The sequence below is a fragment of the Sedimenticola hydrogenitrophicus genome (assembly GCF_029017505.1).
In the GTDB taxonomy this organism is placed as follows: Bacteria; Pseudomonadota; Gammaproteobacteria; order Chromatiales; family Chromatiaceae; genus Sedimenticola; species Sedimenticola hydrogenitrophicus_A.
This window is the reverse complement of sequence record NZ_JAQGEI010000039.1, coordinates 1-20,817: the sequence shown is the minus strand read 5'-3', so window position 1 is coordinate 20,817 and position 20,817 is coordinate 1. Positions and strand designations below refer to the sequence as shown.

Annotated in this window: 9 protein-coding genes and 1 pseudogene; 5 read left to right on the top strand and 5 right to left on the bottom strand. The window is 63.2% G+C overall.

The annotated features are described in order from the left end of the window. Nucleotides 1–13: 13 nt before the first annotated feature. The 3 genes and pseudogenes from lpdA to aceE form a co-directional block, all read right to left on the bottom strand. The gene (gene lpdA, locus O9K64_RS19745; protein WP_275099825.1) at nucleotides 14–2,104 is read right to left on the bottom strand and encodes a dihydrolipoyl dehydrogenase; all 2,091 of its coding nucleotides are present in this window, start codon (nucleotides 2,102–2,104) and stop codon (nucleotides 14–16) included. A 34-nt stretch (nucleotides 2,105–2,138) separates the two neighbouring features. Further along, nucleotides 2,139–3,488, bottom strand: a pseudogene (gene aceF, locus O9K64_RS19740) (dihydrolipoyllysine-residue acetyltransferase); the annotation flags it as partial. A 19-nt stretch (nucleotides 3,489–3,507) separates the two neighbouring features. Further along, nucleotides 3,508–6,195 carry a pyruvate dehydrogenase (acetyl-transferring), homodimeric type gene (aceE, locus tag O9K64_RS19735; protein WP_275099824.1) on the bottom strand — a complete coding sequence of 896 codons (2,688 nt, stop codon included), beginning with the start codon at nucleotides 6,193–6,195 and terminating at the stop codon, nucleotides 3,508–3,510. 511 nt (nucleotides 6,196–6,706) lie between these two features. On the opposite strand from aceE, the gene O9K64_RS19730 reads away from it, so the two are divergent. Beyond that, entirely contained in the window at nucleotides 6,707–7,417 is a 711-nt protein-coding gene (locus O9K64_RS19730) for a GntR family transcriptional regulator (RefSeq protein ID WP_275099823.1), read from the top strand. Between the two features lie 280 nt (nucleotides 7,418–7,697). Here O9K64_RS19730 and O9K64_RS19725 read toward each other — a convergent pair whose 3' ends face one another. Further along, nucleotides 7,698–10,706, bottom strand: coding sequence for an ATP-binding protein (locus O9K64_RS19725; RefSeq protein WP_275099822.1), 3,009 nt, complete (start codon nucleotides 10,704–10,706; stop codon nucleotides 7,698–7,700). Between the two features lie 122 nt (nucleotides 10,707–10,828). After that, nucleotides 10,829–11,788 (bottom strand): diguanylate cyclase, encoded by a 960-nt coding sequence (locus tag O9K64_RS19720; RefSeq protein ID WP_335342324.1) that lies wholly within the window; start codon nucleotides 11,786–11,788, stop codon nucleotides 10,829–10,831. A 366-nt stretch (nucleotides 11,789–12,154) separates the two neighbouring features. Here O9K64_RS19720 and O9K64_RS19715 point away from each other — a divergent pair, with 366 nt between their 5' ends. From O9K64_RS19715 to O9K64_RS19700, 4 genes are read left to right on the top strand one after another with little or no spacing between them, the layout of a single operon-like run. Continuing rightward, the gene (locus tag O9K64_RS19715; RefSeq protein WP_275099821.1) at nucleotides 12,155–13,405 is read left to right on the top strand and encodes an efflux RND transporter periplasmic adaptor subunit; all 1,251 of its coding nucleotides are present in this window, start codon (nucleotides 12,155–12,157) and stop codon (nucleotides 13,403–13,405) included. Beyond that, on the top strand, nucleotides 13,402–16,503 hold the full coding sequence (locus O9K64_RS19710) for an efflux RND transporter permease subunit (protein ID WP_275099820.1): 3,102 nt from the start codon (nucleotides 13,402–13,404) through the stop codon (nucleotides 16,501–16,503). Before O9K64_RS19715 ends, O9K64_RS19710 begins: the two co-directional genes overlap by 4 nt. Then, a complete protein-coding gene (locus tag O9K64_RS19705; RefSeq protein WP_275099819.1) occupies nucleotides 16,500–17,654 on the top strand; it encodes an exonuclease SbcCD subunit D in 1,155 nt (384 codons plus the stop codon). Before O9K64_RS19710 ends, O9K64_RS19705 begins: the two co-directional genes overlap by 4 nt. Next, the gene (locus O9K64_RS19700) at nucleotides 17,654–20,722 is read left to right on the top strand and encodes an SMC family ATPase (RefSeq protein WP_275099818.1); all 3,069 of its coding nucleotides are present in this window, start codon (nucleotides 17,654–17,656) and stop codon (nucleotides 20,720–20,722) included. The genes O9K64_RS19705 and O9K64_RS19700 overlap by 1 nt, the downstream gene beginning before the upstream one ends. The last annotated feature ends 95 nt before the right edge of the window (nucleotides 20,723–20,817 follow it).

Genomic DNA, 20,817 nt, shown 5'->3' with positions numbered 1-20,817 from the left:
CTGGCCTGTCTAGTTACTTTTTGCGTTTCGGGATGAACAAGTCGGTGATGCTGCCCTCGAACGCCTCGGCCGCCATGGCCACCGTCTCCGACAGGGTCGGATGCGGGTGCACGGTGAGACCGATATCGGAGGCATCACAACCCATCTCGATGGCCAGGCAGACCTCGGCGATCAGGTCCCCGGCGTTGGGACCGACGATGCCGGCACCGATCACCTGGCCGCTCTCCTCGTCGAAGATCATTTTGGTCAGCCCCTCGTCCCGTCCCAGTGACAGGGAACGGCCGCTGGCCGCCCAGGGGAAGGCCCCCTTGCCGAACTTGATCCCCTCGGCCTTGGCCTCCGCTTCGGTCTTGCCGACCCAGGCGATCTCCGGATCGGTGTAGGCGACCGACGGGATCACCCAGGCGTCGAAGAAGGTGCTGAGTCCGGCGCACACCTCGGCCGCCACCTTGCCCTCATGCACCGCCTTGTGCGCCAGCATCGGCTGGCCCACCACGTCGCCGATGGCGAAGATGTGCGGCACGTTGCTGCGCTGCTGCTTGTCGACGTGGATGAAGCCGTGATCATCCACCGCCACCCCGGCGTTTTGGGCGTCGATCTTGTGGCCGTTGGGCGCGCGGCCCACAGCCACCAGGATGGCGTCATAGAGCTGGGGCTCCGGTGCCTTGGCGCCCTCGAAGGTGACCCGCAGTCCCTCGTCCAGGGCTTCCACTTTGCTGACCCGGGTCTGGGTGAGGATCGCCTCGTACTGCTTCTCCAGCTTCTTGTGCAGCGGCTTGACGATATCCTTGTCGGCCCCGGTGATCAGGCCATCGAGCATTTCGACGACGCTGATCCGGCTACCCAGGGCGTGATAGACCGTGGCCATCTCCAGGCCGATAATGCCGCCACCGATCACCAGCATGCGCTTGGGGATCTGTTTCAGCATCAGGGCGCCGGTGGAGTCGATGATGCGCTCGTCATCCGGCAGGAACGGCAGTTTTACCGGGGCCGAACCGGCGGCGATGATGCACTGGCTGAAGCCGACGGTGGTGGTCTGGCCCTCGGCGTCGGTGACCTCGATATTGCTCTGGTCGATGAATTTGCCATAGCCGTTCACCACCTGCACCTTGCGCTGTTTGGCCAAGCCCATCAGGCCGCCGGTGAGGCGGCTGACGACGCCGTTCTTCCAGTCGCGCAGGGCGTCCAGGTCCACCTCCGGCTCAATGAATTTGAGGCCGTGGTTCCGGAAGTCGCGCGCCTCCTCCAGCACCTTGGCGGCGTGCAGCAGCGCCTTGGACGGGATGCAACCGACATTCAGGCAGACGCCGCCGAGGCTGGCGTGGCGCTCGATCAGGATCACCTTTTTGCCCAGGTCGGCGGCGCGGAAGGCGGCGGTATAGCCGCCGGGACCGGCGCCCAGCACCACCACGTCGGCCTGGATGTCGGCGTTACCGATATAGGCGGTCGGCTCCTGGCTGGCCGCCACCTTGGGGGCGGCCGGGGTCGGGCCGGCTCCGGCCCTGGCCGACGATGCCTTGGCGCCGGCGCCGCCGGGACTGGCCACCTCCAGGGTCAGCACCAGATCGCCCTGGGAGACCTGTTCGCCCACCTGGACATGCACCGAGTGGACGGTGCCGCTGCTGGGGGAGGGCAACTCCATGGAGGCCTTGTCGCTCTCCAGGGTGAGCATCGGGGTGTCGACGCCGATCCTGTCGCCGGGCATCACCAGCACCTCGATCACGTCCACGTCCTGGAAATCGCCGATATCGGGTACGTAGACGTCCTGCAGCACGGTCTTGCCGGCATCGCCCGGTGCCGCGCCGTGGTTGGCGTTTTTCTGCAGCAGCGGTTGCGGCTCCTGCACCGCCACCTTGGGTTCCGCCGCCTTGTCCAGGCTGAGGATCAGGCTGCCGGTCGATACCCTGTCGCCCAGCTTGACGAAGAGCTCCTGCACCGTGCCGGAGAACGGCGACGGGATCTCCATGGAGGCCTTGTCGCTCTCCAGGGTAAGCAGCGGGTCATCGATGTTGATGGCATCACCCGCCGACACCAGGATCTCGATAATCTCCACATCTTCGAACTCCCCGATGTCGGGGACATGAATCTGTTCAATGTTGCTCATGATCTTAATTCCGTTTGTTGTGGTGTTGGGGAGTTCAGAGCAGCAGCCGCCGCACGTCGTTCATCAGCATGCCGAGGTGACGCACGAAGTGCGCGGCCTGGGCGCCGTCGATGACCCGATGGTCGTAGGAGAGCGACATCGGCTGCATCAACCGGGGGATGAACTCACTGCCGTTCCACACCGGTTTCATCTGCGAGCGGGTGAGGCCGAGGATGGCCACCTCCGGCGCATTGACGATCGGGGTAAAGGCGGTACCGCCGATGCCCCCGAGGCTGGAGATGGTGAAGGTGGCGCCCTGCATGTCGCCCGGTTTCAGCTTCTTGTCCCGCGCCTTGGCGCTCATCTCCATCAGCTCGGCGGAGATCTCGAAGATGCTCTTGCGCTCCACATCACGGATCACCGGCACCACCAGGCCGTTGGGGGTGTCCACGGCGACACCGATGTTGATGTACTTCTTCAGGATCAGGTTTTCGCCGCTGCCGTCCAGGGAGGCGTTGAAGGTGGGGTAGGCCTTCAGGGTGGCGGCGCAGGCCTTCATGAAGAAACTCAGCAGGGTGACCCGCACACCCTGTTTTTCGGCTTCCGCCTTGAGCGATTTGCGGAACGCCTCCACCTCGCTGATATCGGTCTCGTCGTGGTGGGTGACATGGGGCACGTTGAGCCAGGAGCGGCTCAGGTTGATGCCGGTGAGGCGTTTGATCTTGCTCAGCGGCTGGAACTCCACCTCGCCGAACTTGGAGAAGTCCTGTTCCGGGATGGGCGGGATGCCGGCGCCGGTCCTGGTGCTGGCTGGGGCGGCCGCGACGGCCTGCGGCTCATCGAACTGGCCGCTGGCCAGGGCCTGCAATACCCGCTGTCCCGCATTGGAGAGATCCTCCCGGGTGATGCGGCCCTTGCGACCGGTGCCCTGCAGGGTGTTCAGGTCGATGCCCTTTTCGCGGGCGATACGCCGTACCGCGGGGCTGGCGTGGGTGCGCTCGAATGAGACATTACGGATGTCGACGGCCGGCTCGGTGACCGGCGCGGCACGGCTGGGGGCCGCGGCGGCAACCGGGGCGGCTACCGGTGCAGTTGCCGGCGCCGGAGCGGCAGCCGCGGCGGCTTCTGCCGCTGCTGGTTCAGCGGCCGCGGTGGCCCCTTCAACCTCCAGCAGCAGGATCAGGCTGCCCTCGGAGACCTTGTCGCCCAGCGCCACCTTGATCTCCTTCACCACGCCGGCGTCGGCCGAGGGGATCTCCATGGAGGCCTTGTCGCTCTCCAGGGTGATCAGCGGATCATCCATGGCGATGCTGTCACCGGGGGCCACCAGGACCTCGATCAGTTCCACGTCGCTAAAGTCACCGATATCCGGTACACGAATTTCTTTAATAGTCACGTCTGTTTCTCCTTGTTCTGGGCGCGGCTTAAACGCTTACCGGATTGGGCTTGTCGGCGTCGATGCCGTACTGCTCAATCGCCTGGCTGACCAGCTTGACCGGGATGGTGCCTGCATCGGCCAGCGCCTTGAGGGCGGTGATGGCGACATAGTGGCGGTCCACCTCGAAGTGGCGGCGCAACCCCTCGCGGCTGTCGGAACGACCGAAACCGTCGGTGCCCAGGGTGTGGTAGGCGGCCGGGACGAAGGGTCGGATCTGCTCGGCAAAGTTCTTCATGTAGTCGCTGGCAGCGATCACCGGACCCTCGCGATCCTTCAGGCACGCCTCCACGTGGCTGACCCGCGGGGCCTGCTCGGGATGCAGGCGGTTCCAGCGCTCCACGTCCTGGCCGTCGCGGCACAGCTCGTTGAAGCTGGGGGCGCTCCAGATATCGGCGGCGATGTTGAAGTCGTTCTTCAGCAGTTCGGCGCCGGCGATCACCTCGTTGAGGATGGTGCCGCAACCCAGCAACTGGACGCGGGGGTTCTTCTTCTTGCCCTTCTTCTCCACCTCGCTGCTCTGCAGGTGGTAAAGGCCCTTGAGAATGCCCTCCTCGGCGCCCTCCGGCATATCGGGGTGGCTGTAGTTCTCGTTCATGGTGGTCAGGTAGTAGAAGACACTCTCCTGCTCCTGGAACATGCGTCGCATGCCCTCGTGCACGATCACCGCCACCTCGTAGTGGTAGGTGGGGTCGTAGGAGATGCAGTTGGGGATGAAGCTGGCAAACAGCTGGCTGTGGCCGTCCTGGTGCTGCAGGCCCTCGCCGTTCAGGGTGGTGCGGCCGGCGGTGCCGCCGATCAGGAAGCCGCGTGCCTGCAGGTCGCCGGCGGCCCAGGCCAGGTCGCCGATACGCTGGAAGCCGAACATGGAGTAGTAGATATAGAACGGCATCATGGTGACGCCGTGGCTGCTGTAGGCGCTGGCGGCGGCGATCCAGGAGGACATGGCGCCGGCCTCGTTAATCCCCTCCTGCAGCAGTTGGCCCTGCTTGTCCTCGCGGTAGGGCATGATGTCGCCTGAATCCATGGGCGTGTAGAGCTGGCCTTCGGGGGCGTAGATGCCCATCTGGCGGAACATCCCCTCCATGCCGAAGGTGCGTGCCTCGTCTGGCACGATCGGCACCAGGCGCGGGCCGATCTCCTTGTTGCGGGAGATGGCGACCATGGCCCGCACCAGCGCCATGGTGGTGGACATAGTGCGCTGACCGGTGCCCTTCAGCAGCAGGTCGAACATGGAGAGTGGCGGGATGGTCAGGATATCGCCCTGGGTGCGGCGCGCCGGCAGGTAGCCGCCCAGTTGCTCGCGGTGGCTGTGCAGGTACTGCATCTCCGCGCTGTCGTCGGCCGGCTTCAGGAAGTTGGCCTGCAGCACATCCTCCTCGGAGATGTCTAGTTCCAGGCGGGCGCGGAATTTCTTCAGCTGGTCGTTGCCCAGCTTCTTCTGCTGGTGGGAGATGTTCTGGCCCTCGCCGGCCTCGCCCATGCCGTAGCCCTTGACCGTCTTGGCCAGGATCAGGGTCGGCTGGCCGACGGTGTTGACCGCCTCGGAGTAGGCGGCGAACACCTTCTGCGGATCATGGCCGCCACGAATCAGATCGTGATAGATCTCATCGTCGCTCATGTGCTCCACCATCTTCTTCAGTTCGGGGTACTTGCCGAAGAAGTATTCACGCACATAGGCCCCGTCCTTCGCCTTGAAGCTCTGGTACTCGCCGTCCACGCACTCTTCCATGCGCTTGCGCAGCAGGCCGTTGTGGTCCTGGGCCAGCAGCTTGTCCCAGGAGGCGCCCCAGATCACCTTGATCACGTTCCAGCCGGTGCCGCGGAAATTGCCCTCAAGCTCCTGGATGATCTTGCCGTTGCCGCGTACCGGGCCGTCCAGGCGCTGCAGGTTGCAGTTGATGACGAAGATCAGGTTGTCCAGCTTTTCGCGCACCGCCAGGGCGATGGCGCCCTGCGCCTCCGGCTCGTCGGTCTCGCCGTCACCCAGGAACACCCACACCTTGCGGTTGGATTTGGGGATCAGGCCGCGGTTTTCCAGGTACTTCATGAAACGCGCCTGGTAGATCGCCATGATCGGCCCCAGGCCCATGGAGACGGTGGGGAACTGCCAGAAGTTCTTCATCAGCCAGGGATGGGGGTAGGAGGGGAGGCCCTTGCCGCCGGTTTCCATACGGAAGTTGTCCAGCTGTTCCTCGCTGATGCGTCCCTCCAGGAAGGCGCGGGCGTAGATGCCCGGTGCCGCATGGCCCTGGAAATAGATCAGGTCACCGCCGTGTACGTCGCTGGCGGCGCGCCAGAAGTGGTTGAAGCCGGTCTCGTAGAGCACCGCCGAGGACTGGAAGCTGGCGATGTGTCCGCCGGGGGCGGCCGGCTTGCGGTTGGCCCGCACCACCATGGCCATGGCGTTCCAGCGGATGATGTCGCGCAGCCGTGCCTCGACGACCGGGTCGCCGGGCAGCTTCGGCTCACGGCTGACCGGAATCGAGTTCAGATAGGGGGTGCGGGAGCAGTCCGGCGGCTCGACCCCGGCCGCCGTGGCCTTGTCGATGGTGCGCTTGATCAGGAATTTTGCACGCTCCGTGCCCTCCCGCTCCAGCACCACATCGATCGCCTCCATCCACTCCAGGGTCTCCTGGGGATCCACATCCCGGTACTCGCTTGAACGATTGATCATGGCTTCTCTTCCTCTACTGGTTCAGTGCTTGTTGGAATTATTAGTATGCGTTGTTAGTAATATCAATGGTCGGACCATTAAAAGGTAAGTAATTTTATATGTCAAATAATTTTAAAGTAGATAGAACAAGCATTTAGGAAGTTGCTGGAGCAATGGAATTTATTATTTATAAAACAAATATTTATTATTGATTTATTATCTTCGACATTTATTGTTAAAACAATGGTCAGACAAATAATTGGTCGTATATAATGCGAATAATCCTGACTTATGTCTGTCGGGAGGTGGATAAGGCCCTCGACTCCAGGAGTCGGTCGGGTCCTTAGGGCTCGCGCAAGAATAATTTCTCAGTACCGAGGACGTCACTGGGCCACGCTGGCAAGGCACGCTTTGCAGGCAATGGCCGTTCCCTTGCCAAAAAGCGTAACGCCGCCAGCGGGGTCCAGAGGCGACCGAATACCGAAACTTATTTTTGCGCGAGCCCTTAACACTGATCTACTGGAGAAGTGCCATGCAGTTACAACCCATCAAACCCGCCCGGGTCTCGGACTCGATCGTCGAGCAGTTGAAGACCCAGATTATCAAGGGGGCGTTAAAACCCGGTGACAAGCTGCCGGCGGAACGGGAGCTGGTGGATCAGCTAAAGGTGTCGCGCCCCTCGGTACGCGAGGCGCTGCTGAAGCTGGAGGCCCAGGGGCTGATCTACAGCCGCCAGGGGGAGGGGACCTTCGTCCTGGATGCCCTCGGCACCAGCATCACCAACCCGCTGGCCAATCTGCTGAAAGACAATCCGGAGGCGCTCTCCGATGTGATGGAGTGCCGGCATGGTCTGGAAGAGCTGGCGGCCAGTTACGCGGCGGCGCGGGCGACCGAGCGGGACCGGGCGGTCATCCGCGAGCGCTTTCAGGCGCTGCAGGCGGCCCATGAACTGCGGGATCTGGAACTGGAGGCGCAGGCGGATGCGGCATTCCACATGGCCATCGCCGACGCCTCCCACAATGTGGCGCTGATCCATCTGACCCAGAGCCTGTTCGACCTGCTGGGCGACATGGTGCTGCACAACTGGGAGAAGATCTACACCATGGAGGAGAGCTATCAGGCGATCCATGCCCAACATGGAGAGATCTATCAGGCGATCCGCTCCGGCGACTCCACCCAGGCACGGCATGCCGCCCACGAGCATCTGGCCTATATCGGCAAATGTCTGCGCGGCGCGGGCTGACGCTTTATCCCGAGCGCATTATCGAACCTGGGAAAAGTCTTGTAGTCTTGTCTGATTGGCCATCAGATTCCTGGGATCGGGTACCGTTTATAACGCCGCGAGGAGTGATGCAAGGACGCACCGTTTACGGACCTAAGGATGGAATGGACGCAGATAACAGCTCGATCCTTCAGTAGGTTGGGGTGAGCGGAGCGAACCCCAACAGATGGTGGATCTGTCCAACGCCATTCGTTGGGGTTCGCAGGCTCACCCCAACCTACACACTGTGGTCGGTTGCGGCTCAACAGGGTTTTTCAGCCTCCAGTTCGGCGATCAGCTGATCCAGCAGTTTCAGCGCCGCCGGGTAGTCGAATGCCCGCAACTGCTGCACCAGCAGGCTGATCGTTTCCGGGTGATTGGCGTTGTCGATCTCCCGCTCGATCAGGTCAACCGTGCTGCTCTCGACCAGATCGGACTGACCCAGTCGCTCCCGCAGCCGCAGCATCAGCGGCAGCAGATCGATGGTGGTGTGATCGATTGTCGCCCCGTTCTGCGGGCCGCTCTCCTCCGCCAACTGTTCGGAGAGGGTGCTGATACGCTTGATCACCCGATCCAGTTCGTTCTCCAGTGCCTGGTAGGTGGTGGCGAGCTGATCGGTTTCGCCGCTCGCCAGGGCGGATTCCATGGTGACGCAGCGATGGTACAGCCCCAGGGTCGCCATGTTGCCGGCGGCACCCTTGAGTCGATGCAGGGCCTGGGCCAGGCGTTGCCAATCCTGCGACTCCAGGGAGTGCCTGATCTGCAGCAGGTCGGACTGGAAGCTCTCCTCCGCCTGTAGCAACAGACGCAGTACCCGGTTCTCGTCGCCCTCGAAGCGTTTCAGCAACAGCGCCAGATCGACGCTCTGCAGCGCCTGCGGCTGCGCTGGTCTGCCTTGCTGCGGTATCGCCACTTCCGGGGCGCCGCCGGTCAGCCGCTGGGTCTGGCGTAATACCCGGACCAGCTCATCGCGGTCGATCGGCTTGGCCAGATAGAAATCCATGCCGGCGGCCAGGCACTGTTCGCGGTCGCCGGTCATGGCGTTGGCGGTCATGGCGATCACCGGTATTGTTTTCAGCAAGGGGTGATTGCGTATGTGGCGGGTGGTTTCGAAGCCGTCCATGATCGGCATGTGGATGTCCATCATCACGGCATCGAATGCCTCCACGCCCTGATTTTCCAGCAGACTCAGGGTTTCGCGCCCATTGTCCGCCACGGTGACCGAGACATGCAGCTGATCCAGCAGTTCGATAACCACCTGCTGATTGAGCAACGTATCCTCGGCCAGCAGGATGTGCATGCCGGTCAGTACTTCGCCTTCATCCCGACCCCAGCCGGGGTGTTTTTCCCGGGCTGGGAACTGGTCCGGGTTGAGCAGTCCCAGCAGCGCACTCTCCAGCCGGCCCCGGGTCAACGGTTTTTGTACCGCGGCAACGGTTGTTTCCAAGCGCTCGTCTTCATAACTGTACAGCAACAGGGTTTTGATTCCACGGTTTGCCGCGCCCTTGTCCGGGTCGTCCGTCAGGCTGGCATGGTTTGGCCCGACAGCCGATGTATCGAGCAGGAGCGCATCGGGGGCATCGGGCAGCAGGGCGTCGCCCAGGGCGTCCGCAAACGCCTCGATACGGTCGAAGTGATGGGTCCGGCAGTGAAAGCTTTTGAGATATCTGAGCACGGTGTCGGTGACGACCGGATCGTTGCAGATCAGGACGATGGTTTTGTTCGCCAGTTCGCCGCGGCCGCTCTCTTGGCTGATGTCGGGCAGCTCCAGGCGGCCGAAGCGGGCGCTGAAGCTGAAGCGGCTGCCGCCCTCCGGTCGCGCGGCGGCGGTAATCTCTCCACCCATCTTTTCCACCAGGCGTTGACAGATACTGAGACCCAGTCCGCTGCCGCCGTAACGGCGCGTGGTGGATGCATCCGCCTGGGTAAAAGGGTGGAACAGCCGCTCGATCTGGTCCGGGGCTATCCCCGGCCCGGTATCTTCGACGGCGAACGCCAGTGTCAGGCGCTCCGGGTCCCGCTCCTGCACCCCGACACGCAACAGCACCTGTCCTTCCCGGGTAAACTTCACGGCATTGTTTATCAGGTTGGTCAGGACCTGTTTCAGGCGCAGGCTGTCACCGATGATCTGGTCGTCGATGTCGAGTGAGATGTCATACACCAGTTTCAGCCGCTTCTGCGCCACCGCCGGAATCATCAGGTCGGCAATCTCTTCGAGTACCTGATTCAGGTTGAACGGGCTGGCCTCGAATTGCAGCTCACCCGCTTCGATTTTTGAAAAGTCGAGAATGTCATTGATGATCACCAGCAGCGAATTGGCCGCCGCACTGATGGTGTTGAGATAGAGCTGTTGCTTCTGGGTGAGCGGGGTCGACTGCAACAACTGACACATACCGAGCACGCCGTTCATCGGTGTGCGTATCTCGTGCGACATATTGGCGAGGAATTCGCCCTTGGCCTGATTGGCCGCCTCCGCCAGCTCTTTTGAGTGACGCAGCGCATGGGTCTGTTGATCGACACGCTGTTCCAGATTGGAGATCAGGTCGTACAATGTTTCAGCCATACTGTTGATGCCGTTCTGGATCTCACCCAGTTCATCATGGACGGGGGCCGGGATACGGGTATCGAGGTGGCCCTGCTCGATCAGTTTGAGCGCCTCCAGCGTCCAGTCGATGCGCTTATAAAATTGTTGGTAGAAGATGATTGAAAGCAGGGTCACACCAACCAGGGGTGTCAGCGTCAATAACAGGGCAAGCACGGCAAATAGATTGCGCTGGGCGAACATCTCCGATTCGCTGATACTCAGGATGACGAACCAGCCCCATTCCGAGCGCTCGAACACCGCGAACATGGATTCGCCGTGTGCGTCGAAGCTGAGGTTCCCGGTCTGTTGATCCGGCGCGATCTTGCCGATCAGGCCGACGTCTGGCAGGGCATCTCCATTGGGACGTGATTTCAGCAGTGGACGGCCGGTCCGGTCCAGGATGATCAGGCCGCCGGTGGCACCGAAACGGTACTGCTGCAGTTCGGCGATCAGTTTGTTGCCCTCCAGCTTCAGATACTCATCCTGGGAGAAGATGCCGGCGCGCTTGAAGCTGCGGGCGCTCTCCCGGATGGCGGTATCGATATTCCGTACTTCCCGGGTGAAGCTGTTTTCATACAGATTGAAAATAATCCGGTTGATGATCCAGAAACCGCCGGTTGCCAGCGGCAGCATTAACATGACGACCATGCCAAGGATGAACAGGATAAATTTCAGTCTGATATTCATGCGGTAAACGGACTCCGGTAAAATGCATGAACGGATGCGGGTTGGCATACCCTTGCCAATGTGAGAGCGGTTACCTATCTGTATATCCGATCATTATCGCCGCGACTGTGATGGGGGTCATGTTAGGCACCCGCCGGATCCAGGTCATAGTCGGTCTCGCCATTGAATACTTTCCCCATGACACAGTTTCTGCCGGCGTTCTTTGCCGCATAGAGCATCTTGTCGGCCAGCTGTACCAGAGTTCGTGGCGTGCTGCGTGAGTTGGGCGTGGTGGTGGTTACTCCCAGGCTGACGCTGATATAGGGGTGGTTGGTGCTGCTGTAGGCGTGGGGAATCAACAGTTTCGCCACCTGGGCGCGCATCTCCTCGGCCAGATTCAGGCCGACACTGTGATCCGTTTCCGGCAGCACCGCGATGAACTCCTCGCCGCCATAGCGAAAGACGCTGTCGGCGGGCCGCTTCAGTGGTATCGGCAGTGCCCGGGCGACCCGGCTCAGGCAACGGTCTCCCGCCAGATGACCGTAATGATCATTGAACTGTTTGAAGTGATCAATATCGAGCAGGATGATCGATAGCGGTTCCTGGGAGCGACGACAGCGCGCCCACTCGCGTTTCAGTATCTGTTCAAAGCGGCGGCGATTCGGCAGGTTGGTCAAGGCGTCGATCATGGCCAGTTTTTCCAACAGATCGCTGTTGTGTTTCAGTTGGATATGGTTCCTCACCCGCGCCCTGACAATTGGTGTGCGAAAGGGCTTGGTGATGTAGTCGACCGCACCCAGTGTCAGGCCGAGGGTCTCATCTTCCATTTCGTTTTTGGTGGTGATGAAGATGATGGGGATTTTGCGCGTCGCATCGTCCGCCTTGAGGCGACGGCAGACTTCATAGCCGTCCATATCGGGCATGACGACATCCAGCAGGATCAGATCCGGTGACTGGTTGCGGGCCACTTCGATTCCGGGGCCGCCACTGTTGGCCACTTTTATGTTGTATTCCGATTTGAGTACCTGGGCGAGGTGTTCAATATTTATTGGACTGTCGTCGATAATCAGAACCGTTTTATCCCTCTGTACTTCTGTCATCATAGCGGGCTGCAACCTGTGTATGAGAGTGATTGATGCTCTCTATCCTCCATCCACATAGGATAGTAAAAATATGTGGCAGAGGGAGTGGTCAGGCGAAATAGGAAATAATTTATTCATCAATCGGCCTGTTCGTGTGGGGCAGGTCGTGAAGGGGGTGCCGCGCTGGGTGGATGGCCGCCGGATGGGGTAACCGACGGGTAATCAGAAGCAGCCTCATGCTGGGGCTGGAACCGATGCGCAAACGGGGTGTCTTTTCATGGGTAAGGGAAGGGCATAGAATGGCCGGTCGGACGCACCTGGATCTGCGGGCCGTCCCAATCCGCTGAAGTGTCACAATTATAAAAAACTATTCTGTTGAGTATGATGATGCGCAAGCTCTTGCCGTTGCTTTTGCTGGTTCTGTTTTTCGGTGCCACACAGCTGATCTCTCACTTCAAGCCGGTTGCGGCAAAACGTGACGCTCCCCCCACCCCGGTGATTGTGGTCGAGACCGCGCGGGTGGTGCCGCGCGATTATACCCCTGTGATCCACTCCTTCGGCCGGGTACAGCCCCGTACCGAGGGTGAGCTGGTGGCCCAGGTGTCGGGACAGATCATCGCCGTCAGCCCCAATTTCCGCGATGGCGGTTTTTTCGAGGCGGGAGAGACCCTGCTCACCATCGATCCCCGCGACTACAAGATCCAGGTGGATATCGCTGCCGCCGAACTGGCCAACGCCCAGGTGAATCTGCAGGAGCAGCAGGCGCTCGCGGAGCAGGCCAGAAAGGATCGGGCGATCCTCAACCAGCGCGGAGAGGTATCGGATTATGCCCTGCGTAAACCGCAGATGGCGGCCGCCCGTTCCCAGATCGATGCTGCCCGGGCCAAACTGGCCCAGGCCAGACTGGCGGTGGAACGCACCGAGATCAGGGCGCCTTACGCCGGGCGGATCCTCTCGCGCAGCGTCGACCGCGGCGTGGTGGTCTCCGCCAACCAGGCGCTGGCCCGGATCTACGCCACCGACCGGGTGGAAGTGCGGCTGCCGCTGAAAAACAGCGAGCTGGGCTATGTGGAACTGCCGGAAAACTATCGCAATAACGGCGCTGGCCAGAGTCATCTGCCCGCGGTCGGGATCATCAACAATCTGGGGAGTGCGCCGGAGCGGTGGCCGGCCACCCTGGTGCGTACCGCCGGAGCCATCGATGAACAGAGTCAGCAGCTCTATGTGACCGCCCAGATCGACAACCCCTATGCGGAGGACCGGGACGGGCGGCGGCCACTCAAGATCGGCCAGTATGTGACCGCGCAGATTCAGGGTCGCACCCTGACGGATGCCATTGTCATTCCCAACTCGGCCATCTACCAGGGCAGCTATGTCTACCTGTTCGACCAGGGTGTGTTGCAGCGCCGGGAGATAGCGGTGGCCTGGCAGAACAGCCGCGAGGCGTTGATCGGCAGCGGTCTGAAGGCAGACGAGCAGTTGGTGCTGACGCCCCTGGGCCAGGTCAGCAGCGGCACGCCGGTAAAACGCATGGGCGGCGACGTTGCGGAACGGGGGCAGGGGGCTGCTGAACGGGCCAGCCGGTCCGTGGAGCGGCAGGCCGAAGCTGCCGGCACGACCGCTCGGTCCCGCCCATGATCGCCTGGTTTGCACGTAACCATGTGGCCGCCAATCTGCTGATGGTGAGCCTGCTGGTCATGGGCCTGATGTCGCTCTATCAGCGCATCCCGCTGGAGGTGTTTCCGAGCCTGGAGGCGCAGCAAGTCGATGTGGTGATCAACCTGCGCGGCGCCACCCCGGAGGATGCGGAACAGGGCATCGCTATCCTGGTGGAGGAGGCGGTGCAGGACCTGGAGGGGATCAAGGAGATCGTCAGCCGCTCGGCCGAGGGCACCGCCAGCATCGGCCTGGAGATCGACAGCGGTTACGATCCCCGGGAGCTGCTGGCGGATATCAAGAGCCGGGTCGACGCCATCAACAACCTGCCGGTCGAGGCGGAGAAGCCGGTGGTCAGCCTGGTCACCCGCCGGCGCGAGGTGATCACCGTGGCCGTGGCCGGTGACTACCCGGAGCAGGAGATCCGCGACCTGGCCGACCGGGTGCGCAACGATCTGTTGCGGATTCCCGGCATCACCCAGGTGGAGCTGGATTCGGTGCGGGCCTATGAGATCGCCATCGAGGTAGCGGAAGACAGTCTGCGCCAGTACGGCATCAGCCTGCGCGAGGTGGCCGAGGCGATCTCCCGCAGTGCGCTGGATCTGTCGGCGGGCAACATCAAGGCCGAGGCGGGCGAGATCCTGATCCGCTCCAAGGGCCAGGCCTACCGGCGCGACCAGTTCGACGACATCATCGTGCTGACCCACCCCGACGGCAGTATCGTGCGGGTACGCGACCTGGCCCGGGTCAATGACGGCTTCGAGGAGGCCGCGCTACGCAGCCGCTTCAACGGCAAACTGGCCGCTTTTGTGGATGTATACCGGGTGGGTGGGCAGAGCGCCATCGACGTGGCCGACAAGGTGAAGGCTTACGTGGCCGAGCGCCAGGCCGCGCTGCCCCAGGGGGTTGAGATGACCACCTGGCGCGACCGCTCCCGGATTGTCAAGAAGCGCCTGCGGACCCTCACCAACAACGCCATCCAGGGCGGTGTCCTGGTACTGCTGCTGTTGACCCTGTTCCTGCGTCCCTCCATCGCCTTCTGGGTGTTCATCGGGGTGCCGGTCAGCTTCATGGGGGCCTTCGTGGCGATGCCGTTTTTCGGCGTCAGCCTGAATGTGTTCAGCCTGTTCGCCTTCCTGCTGGTGCTGGGTATCGTGGTGGATGACGCCATCGTCACCGGCGAGAATGTCTACACCCATCTGCGTCACGCCGAGAACGGGCTGGAGGCGGCGATCCGCGGCACCCGCGAGGTGGCCATTCCAGTCACCTTCGGTATCCTCACCACCATCGCGGCGTTTCTGCCGCTGGCCTTCATCGAGGGGCACCGCGGCCTGCTGTTCGCCCAGATCCCCATCGTGGTGATCCCGATCTTCCTGTTTTCGCTGATCGAATCCAAGTTCGTCCTGCCGGCCCACCTCAAGCACATCAAGCTGCGTTCCGAGCGCGGCCGGCCGGGGCTGCTGGAGCGTTTTCAGCAGGGCTTCGCCGACGGTTTCGAGCGGGCGATCCTGCGTTATTACCGGCCGCTGCTGAAGACCGCCCTGGATAATCGCTGGACCACCCTGGTGCTGTTTGCCGGCATCCTGCTGATCATGGTCACCCTGGCCACCACCGGCTGGACCCGCTTCACCTTCTGGCCGCGGGTGCAGAGCGAACTGGCGCGGGCCTCGCTCACCATGCCCACCGGCACCCCATTCGAGGTGACCGACCGCTATGTCCGCAAGATCACCGATGCCGCCTTTGAGTTAAAGGAGAAGTACCGGGATGCGGACGGGCTGGATCTGGTACTGGATATCCAATCCACCACCGGTGCCAGTGGTGCGCGCGGCTCCGGCTCCCACACCGGGCTGGTGATGTTCGAGATCGTGGCGCCGGAAGACCGTACCTCGACGGTCACCAGCATCGAACTGGTACGCGAGTGGCGCAAGATGATCGGGGTGATTCCCGGCGCCGAGAACCTCACCTTCCGGGCGGAGATTGGGCGCATCTCGGACCCGATCGAGATCCAGTTCTCCGGTCTCGATTTCGCCACCCTCTCGGATGTGGCGGACCAGACCAAGGCGCGGCTGGCGCTCTACCCGGCGGTGTTCGATATCAGCGACACCCTGTCGGACGGCAAGGAGGAGCTGCAGATCGAGCTGAAGGCCGAGGCCCACGCCCTCGGCCTGAGCCGATCCGACGTGCTCAACCAGATCCGCAACGCCTTCTTCGGCTTTCAGGTGCAGCGTATCCAGCGCGGCCGGGATGACATCCGGGTGATGGTGCGGTATCCCGAGAGCGAGCGTAAATCGGTGACCAATCTGCAGGATCTGCGCATCACCAGTGCCACCGGCCTGAGTGTGCCGCTGGGTCAGGTGGTCACCCTGAAACCGGGCAAGAGCCCCACCTCCATTATTCGCATCGACCGCTACCGCACCGTCAAGGTGGCCGCCGACATCAACAAGGCGACAGCCAACATGACCCTGCTGCAGGGCGAACTGACCGATTACCTCGACAACCTGCTGGTGCAGTACCCCGGGGTCAACTACAGCTTCGAGGGCGAGCTGCGGGAGCAGCGGGAGTCGTTCGCCTCCATGGGTATCGGCCTGGGGATCATGCTGTTCGTGATCTATGGCCTGCTGGCGATTCCGTTCAAGTCTTATGTGCAACCGCTGGTGGTGATGTCGATCATCCCGTTCGGCGCCATCGGTGCCCTGGGGGGGCACTGGATCATGGGCATGGATCTCACCATGCTCAGCCTGCTGGGGATGATGGCCCTGGTGGGCGTGGTGGTGAACGACAGCCTGGTGCTGGTGGATTTCATCAACAATCACAAGCGCTCCAGCGGCCTGCATGACGCCATCCTGAATGCCGGGGTGGCGCGCTTCCGTCCGGTGATGCTCACCTCCCTGACCACCTTCATTGGCCTGATGCCGCTGCTGTTCGAGCAGTCCACCCAGGCCCAGTTCCTGATCCCGATGGCGATCTCCCTCGGTTTCGGCATCCTCTTCGCCACCTTCATCACCCTGCTGCTGGTGCCGGTGAACTACCTGCTGATGGAACGGGGCATGGCCGGCTGGTACCGGCTGATGGGCCGATGAGGCTGCTGCATACCGCTGACTGGCACATCGGCCGCCAGTTCCACAACCTGTCGCTGCTGGAGGACCAGCGCCACGTGTTGGGGCAGATCACCGACCTGATCGAGTCGCGACAGGTGGATGTGCTGCTGGTGGCTGGTGACATCTACGACCGCTCGGTGCCGCCGGCCGCCGCCGTGGCGCTGCTGGACGAGGTATTGAACCGCATTTGCCTGGACCTGGGGGTGCCGGTGATCATGATCGCCGGCAACCACGATGGCCCGGAAAGGCTCGCCTTTGGCGCGCGGCATTTGCGCCAGGCCGGTCTGCACATCGTCGCCCATCTGGGCCCAGGGTTGGAACAGGCGCCGGAGCCGATCCTGCTGGGTAAACCGGGTCATGAAGTGGCCTTCTACGCCCTCCCTTATGCCGATCCGGCCACGGTCCGTCAGCTGTTCGGCAACGAAGTGGCGAGCCATGACGAGGCGATGGCATTTCTCACCCGGCGGATCCTGGAACACCATGCCGGGCGTGGCCCCTGCGTGCTGTTGAGCCACTGTTTCCTGGCCGGGGGCGAGGTCTCGGAGTCGGAGCGGCCGCTCTCCATCGGCGGTGCCGAGTGGGTCTCGCCGGACCATTTCAAGGCGTTCGATTATGTCGCCCTGGGCCATCTGCACGGGCGCCAGAGCCGCGGCGCGGAACATATCCGCTACGCTGGTTCGATCCTCAAATACTCCTTCTCCGAGACCCGCCATCACAAATCGGTGACCCTGGTGGATCTGGATGACGCCGGCACGAGTCACATCGAGCAGGTGGAGCTACAGCCGCTGCACGACATGCGCATCCTCGAAGGCGAGCTGGATCAGCTGCTGGAGCAGGGCCGGGATGATCCGCACCGCGACGACTATCTGCTGGTGCGCCTCAGCGACCGCCACGCCATCCTCGACATCATGGGCAAGCTGCGGGCGGTCTATCCCAACGTGCTGCACCTGGAGCGCCCGGGACTGATGGTCGGCGGAGCGCAGCGCAGTCTGCAGCGGGACCAGCTCAAACGCGGTGAACTGGCCATGTTCCGGGACTTCTACCGCCAGGTCAGGGGAGAAGAGCTGAGCACGCAGCAGCAGACCCTGATTGCCGGACTCCTGGAACAGATCCACCGGGGAGAAGAGGCCTAGTGCGCCCCCTGAGCCTCACCCTCTCCGCCTTCGGGCCGTTCCAGGCGTCCGAAACCATCCCGTTTGAACGGTTGGGCGAGAGCCCGCTGTTCCTGATCAACGGCCCCACCGGCTCGGGCAAGACCACCCTCCTCGATGCCATCTGTTTCGCCCTCTATGGCCGCACCACCGGCAATGAGCGGGAGGGGAGCCAGATGCGCTGTGATCATGCCGCCGCTGATACCCTGACCGAGGTGACCTTCAGTTTCGAGCTGGCCGGCCGTGGTTACCGGATCCGCCGGGTGCCGGAACAGCAGCGGCCCAAGGCCCGGGGCGAGGGCACCACCACCCAGGCGGCCGAGGCGCAGCTCTGGGCCATCGATCCGGCGGGGGAAGAGCAACTGTTGGTCCCCGCCAAGGTGACCGAGGCGACCCGCGAGATCGAACAGCTTACCGGACTCAGCGTGGAGCAGTTCCGCCAGGTGATGGTGCTGCCCCAGGGCAAGTTCCGCGAGCTGTTGCTGGCGGAATCGAAGGCGCGGGAGGAGATCTTCAGCCAGCTGTTCCAGACCCGCATCTACCGCCAGCTGGAGGAGCGGCTGAAGGCGCAGTCGGCCGGGATCCGGCGCGAGGTGGAGCAGGGCAGGCATGTCCAGCAGGGCATCCTGCGGGGTATCGGTCTGGAATCCCGGGATGAACTGGATGAGGCGCTGCGCGACCTTCAGCCCGCGCTGGCAGAAGCCGCTGAAGCGCGTCAGGCGGCGGAGCGGCGGCATGGCCAGGCGCAGCAGGCGCTGCAGCAGGCCAGACACCTCCAGGAGGGATTCGGGCGGTTGGATAAGCTGCTTCAGGCACAGGCCGAACTGGCGCGGCGCCTGCCGGAGATCGAGCGCCTGCGGCAGCGGCTGCTGCGGGCGGAGCAGGGTGAAAGAATCAAGCCCCGGTGCGACGGCTGGTTGGCCGCGCGTGAGGCGCTGCAGGCGGCGACAAGCAAGCGGCAACGGGCGCAACAGGTGCTGGATGATGCCGTCAAGGCGCTGGCCGGGTCGACGGCGGCACTGCAAGACAGCGAGCGGCTGGATGGCTTGCTGGATAACGCCAAGCAACAATTGACCAACCTGCAGGGATATCAGCAGCGTGCCGTCCAGCTGGTGGAGGCGACCCGTCGCTTGCAGGAGGCCCAGGCCGTCGAACAGACGGCCCTGGAGGCACAACACCGGCAGCAGGCGGAACTGCAACGGACCGGCCGGCAGCGCGAGCAACTGCACAGCGAGCGGAGTCAACAGCAACACTCCCTGAACCAGTTGACGGATGCCCCGCTGCAGCTCAAGCAGATCAGCGATCAGGTGCGGGACCGGCGTGTGCTGGATGAGCTGAACCGGCAACGCGACCGGCAACGGCAGACCCTGGAAGCGGCCGAACAGGAGGGCAAGCGGCTGGCCGCCGACCATCTGCAGCGGACCAACCAGTGCAAGCGGGTCGAGCTGGCCTGGCATCAGGGCCAAGCGGCCCTGCTGGCCCGGGAGCTGGAGCCTGAGCAGCCCTGTCCGGTCTGCGGCAGCCGGGAACACCCGGCGCCCGCCGAATCGCCCGTCGATCTGCCGAGCGATCTGTCGAGCCAGGCCGCCCTGGAGCAGGCGCGCCAAGCGGTGCAGGCGGCCCAGGATCGGCTGAACGAGGCCCGCGATGCCTACACCCGAAAAAAGGGCGAGGCGACGGGGCTGGAGGCCCGCATAAGCGAACTGGAGAAGCGGCTCGGCGCGGCGGTGGCCGAATCCCTGCCGGTGTTGCAGGACCGGCAGGCGCAGCTGGAGCAGTCGCTGGAGACGCTGCAGTCGGTTCGGCAACGGTTGCAGGCACTCGACGCCGACGAGGGCCGGCTGAAGCAGAGCGAGGCGTCACGGCGTGCCGATCTGGAAACCGCCAACGCCCGGCTGGCGGCGGCGCATGCCGCCGTGGCGGCCGCCGCCAGTGAGCTGACGAGTGCCGGGCAGGAGCTGCCCACCGCCTACCGCGAGCCAGGCGCGCTCGAGCGGGCGATCGCCGAGAGCGGGATTGAGGTGGAGCGGCTGAACGGCACCATTGCCGCCGCGCGCACGCAATACCAGCAGGCCACCGAAGCGCACGCATCGGCGCGGGCCACCTGTCAGTCAGCCGACGAGTCACAGCTGGCGGCGCAGGCGGCGCTGCAGCAGGCGGAAACACAATGGACCGAGGCGCTGGGCGCCAGTCCCTTTGCCGATCAGCGGGCGTTTGAGCAGGCCCTGCTCGAGCCGCGGGAACGAACGGCACTGCAGCAGACGGTGCAGGAGTATGAGGCGTCCTGCCAGCAGACCGCCGGGGCGCTGCAGCAGCAACAGGTCGCCCTGGAGGGGCACACCGCACCGGACATTCCGGCCCGGGAGCAGCAACTTGCAACGGCCACCGAACTGAAGGAGCAGGCGGATCAGGCGTGGCGGCAACTGGACAGTCGCCAGGGGCAGTTGCAGGGTGCGGTGCAGAAGCTGGCGGAGAGCGAGCGCCAGTGCGCCGCGCTGGAGCAGCAGTACGCACTGATCGGCACCCTGAGCGAGGTAGCCAATGGCCAGACCGGCGACAAGATCAGCCTGCAGCGCTTCGTGCTCAGCGTGCTGCTGGATGATGTTCTGGTGGAGGCGAGCCGGCGCCTGCAACTGATGAGCAAGGGGCGCTACCAGCTGTTGCGCAAGAGCGAACGTGCCAAGGGCAACCTTGCCTCGGGCCTGGAGCTGGAGGTGGAGGACGCCTATTCCGGCAAGTGCCGCCCTGTGGCCACCCTGTCCGGCGGGGAGAGCTTCCTGGCCGCCCTCTCCCTGGCGTTGGGACTCTCCGACGTGGTGCAGGCCTACTCCGGGGGGATCCGTCTCGACACCCTGTTCATCGACGAGGGCTTCGGTTCGCTCGATCCCGAATCCCTCGACCTGGCGATCCGTGCCCTGATCGATCTGCAATCCTCCGGCCGCATGGTCGGCGTCATCTCCCACGTGGCCGAGCTGAAGGAGCAGATGCCGCTACGCCTGGATGTCAGCAGTAACCGCGAGGGGAGCCGGGTGACACTGGTGGTCCCCTGAACGTCCCCCTTGATCGGCCCCCTCGATCGGCAGAGGGCCGGACACCGACCGGTGCGGAGAACTGATCTACAATGGTTCCGTAAGGGGTTGGAGTC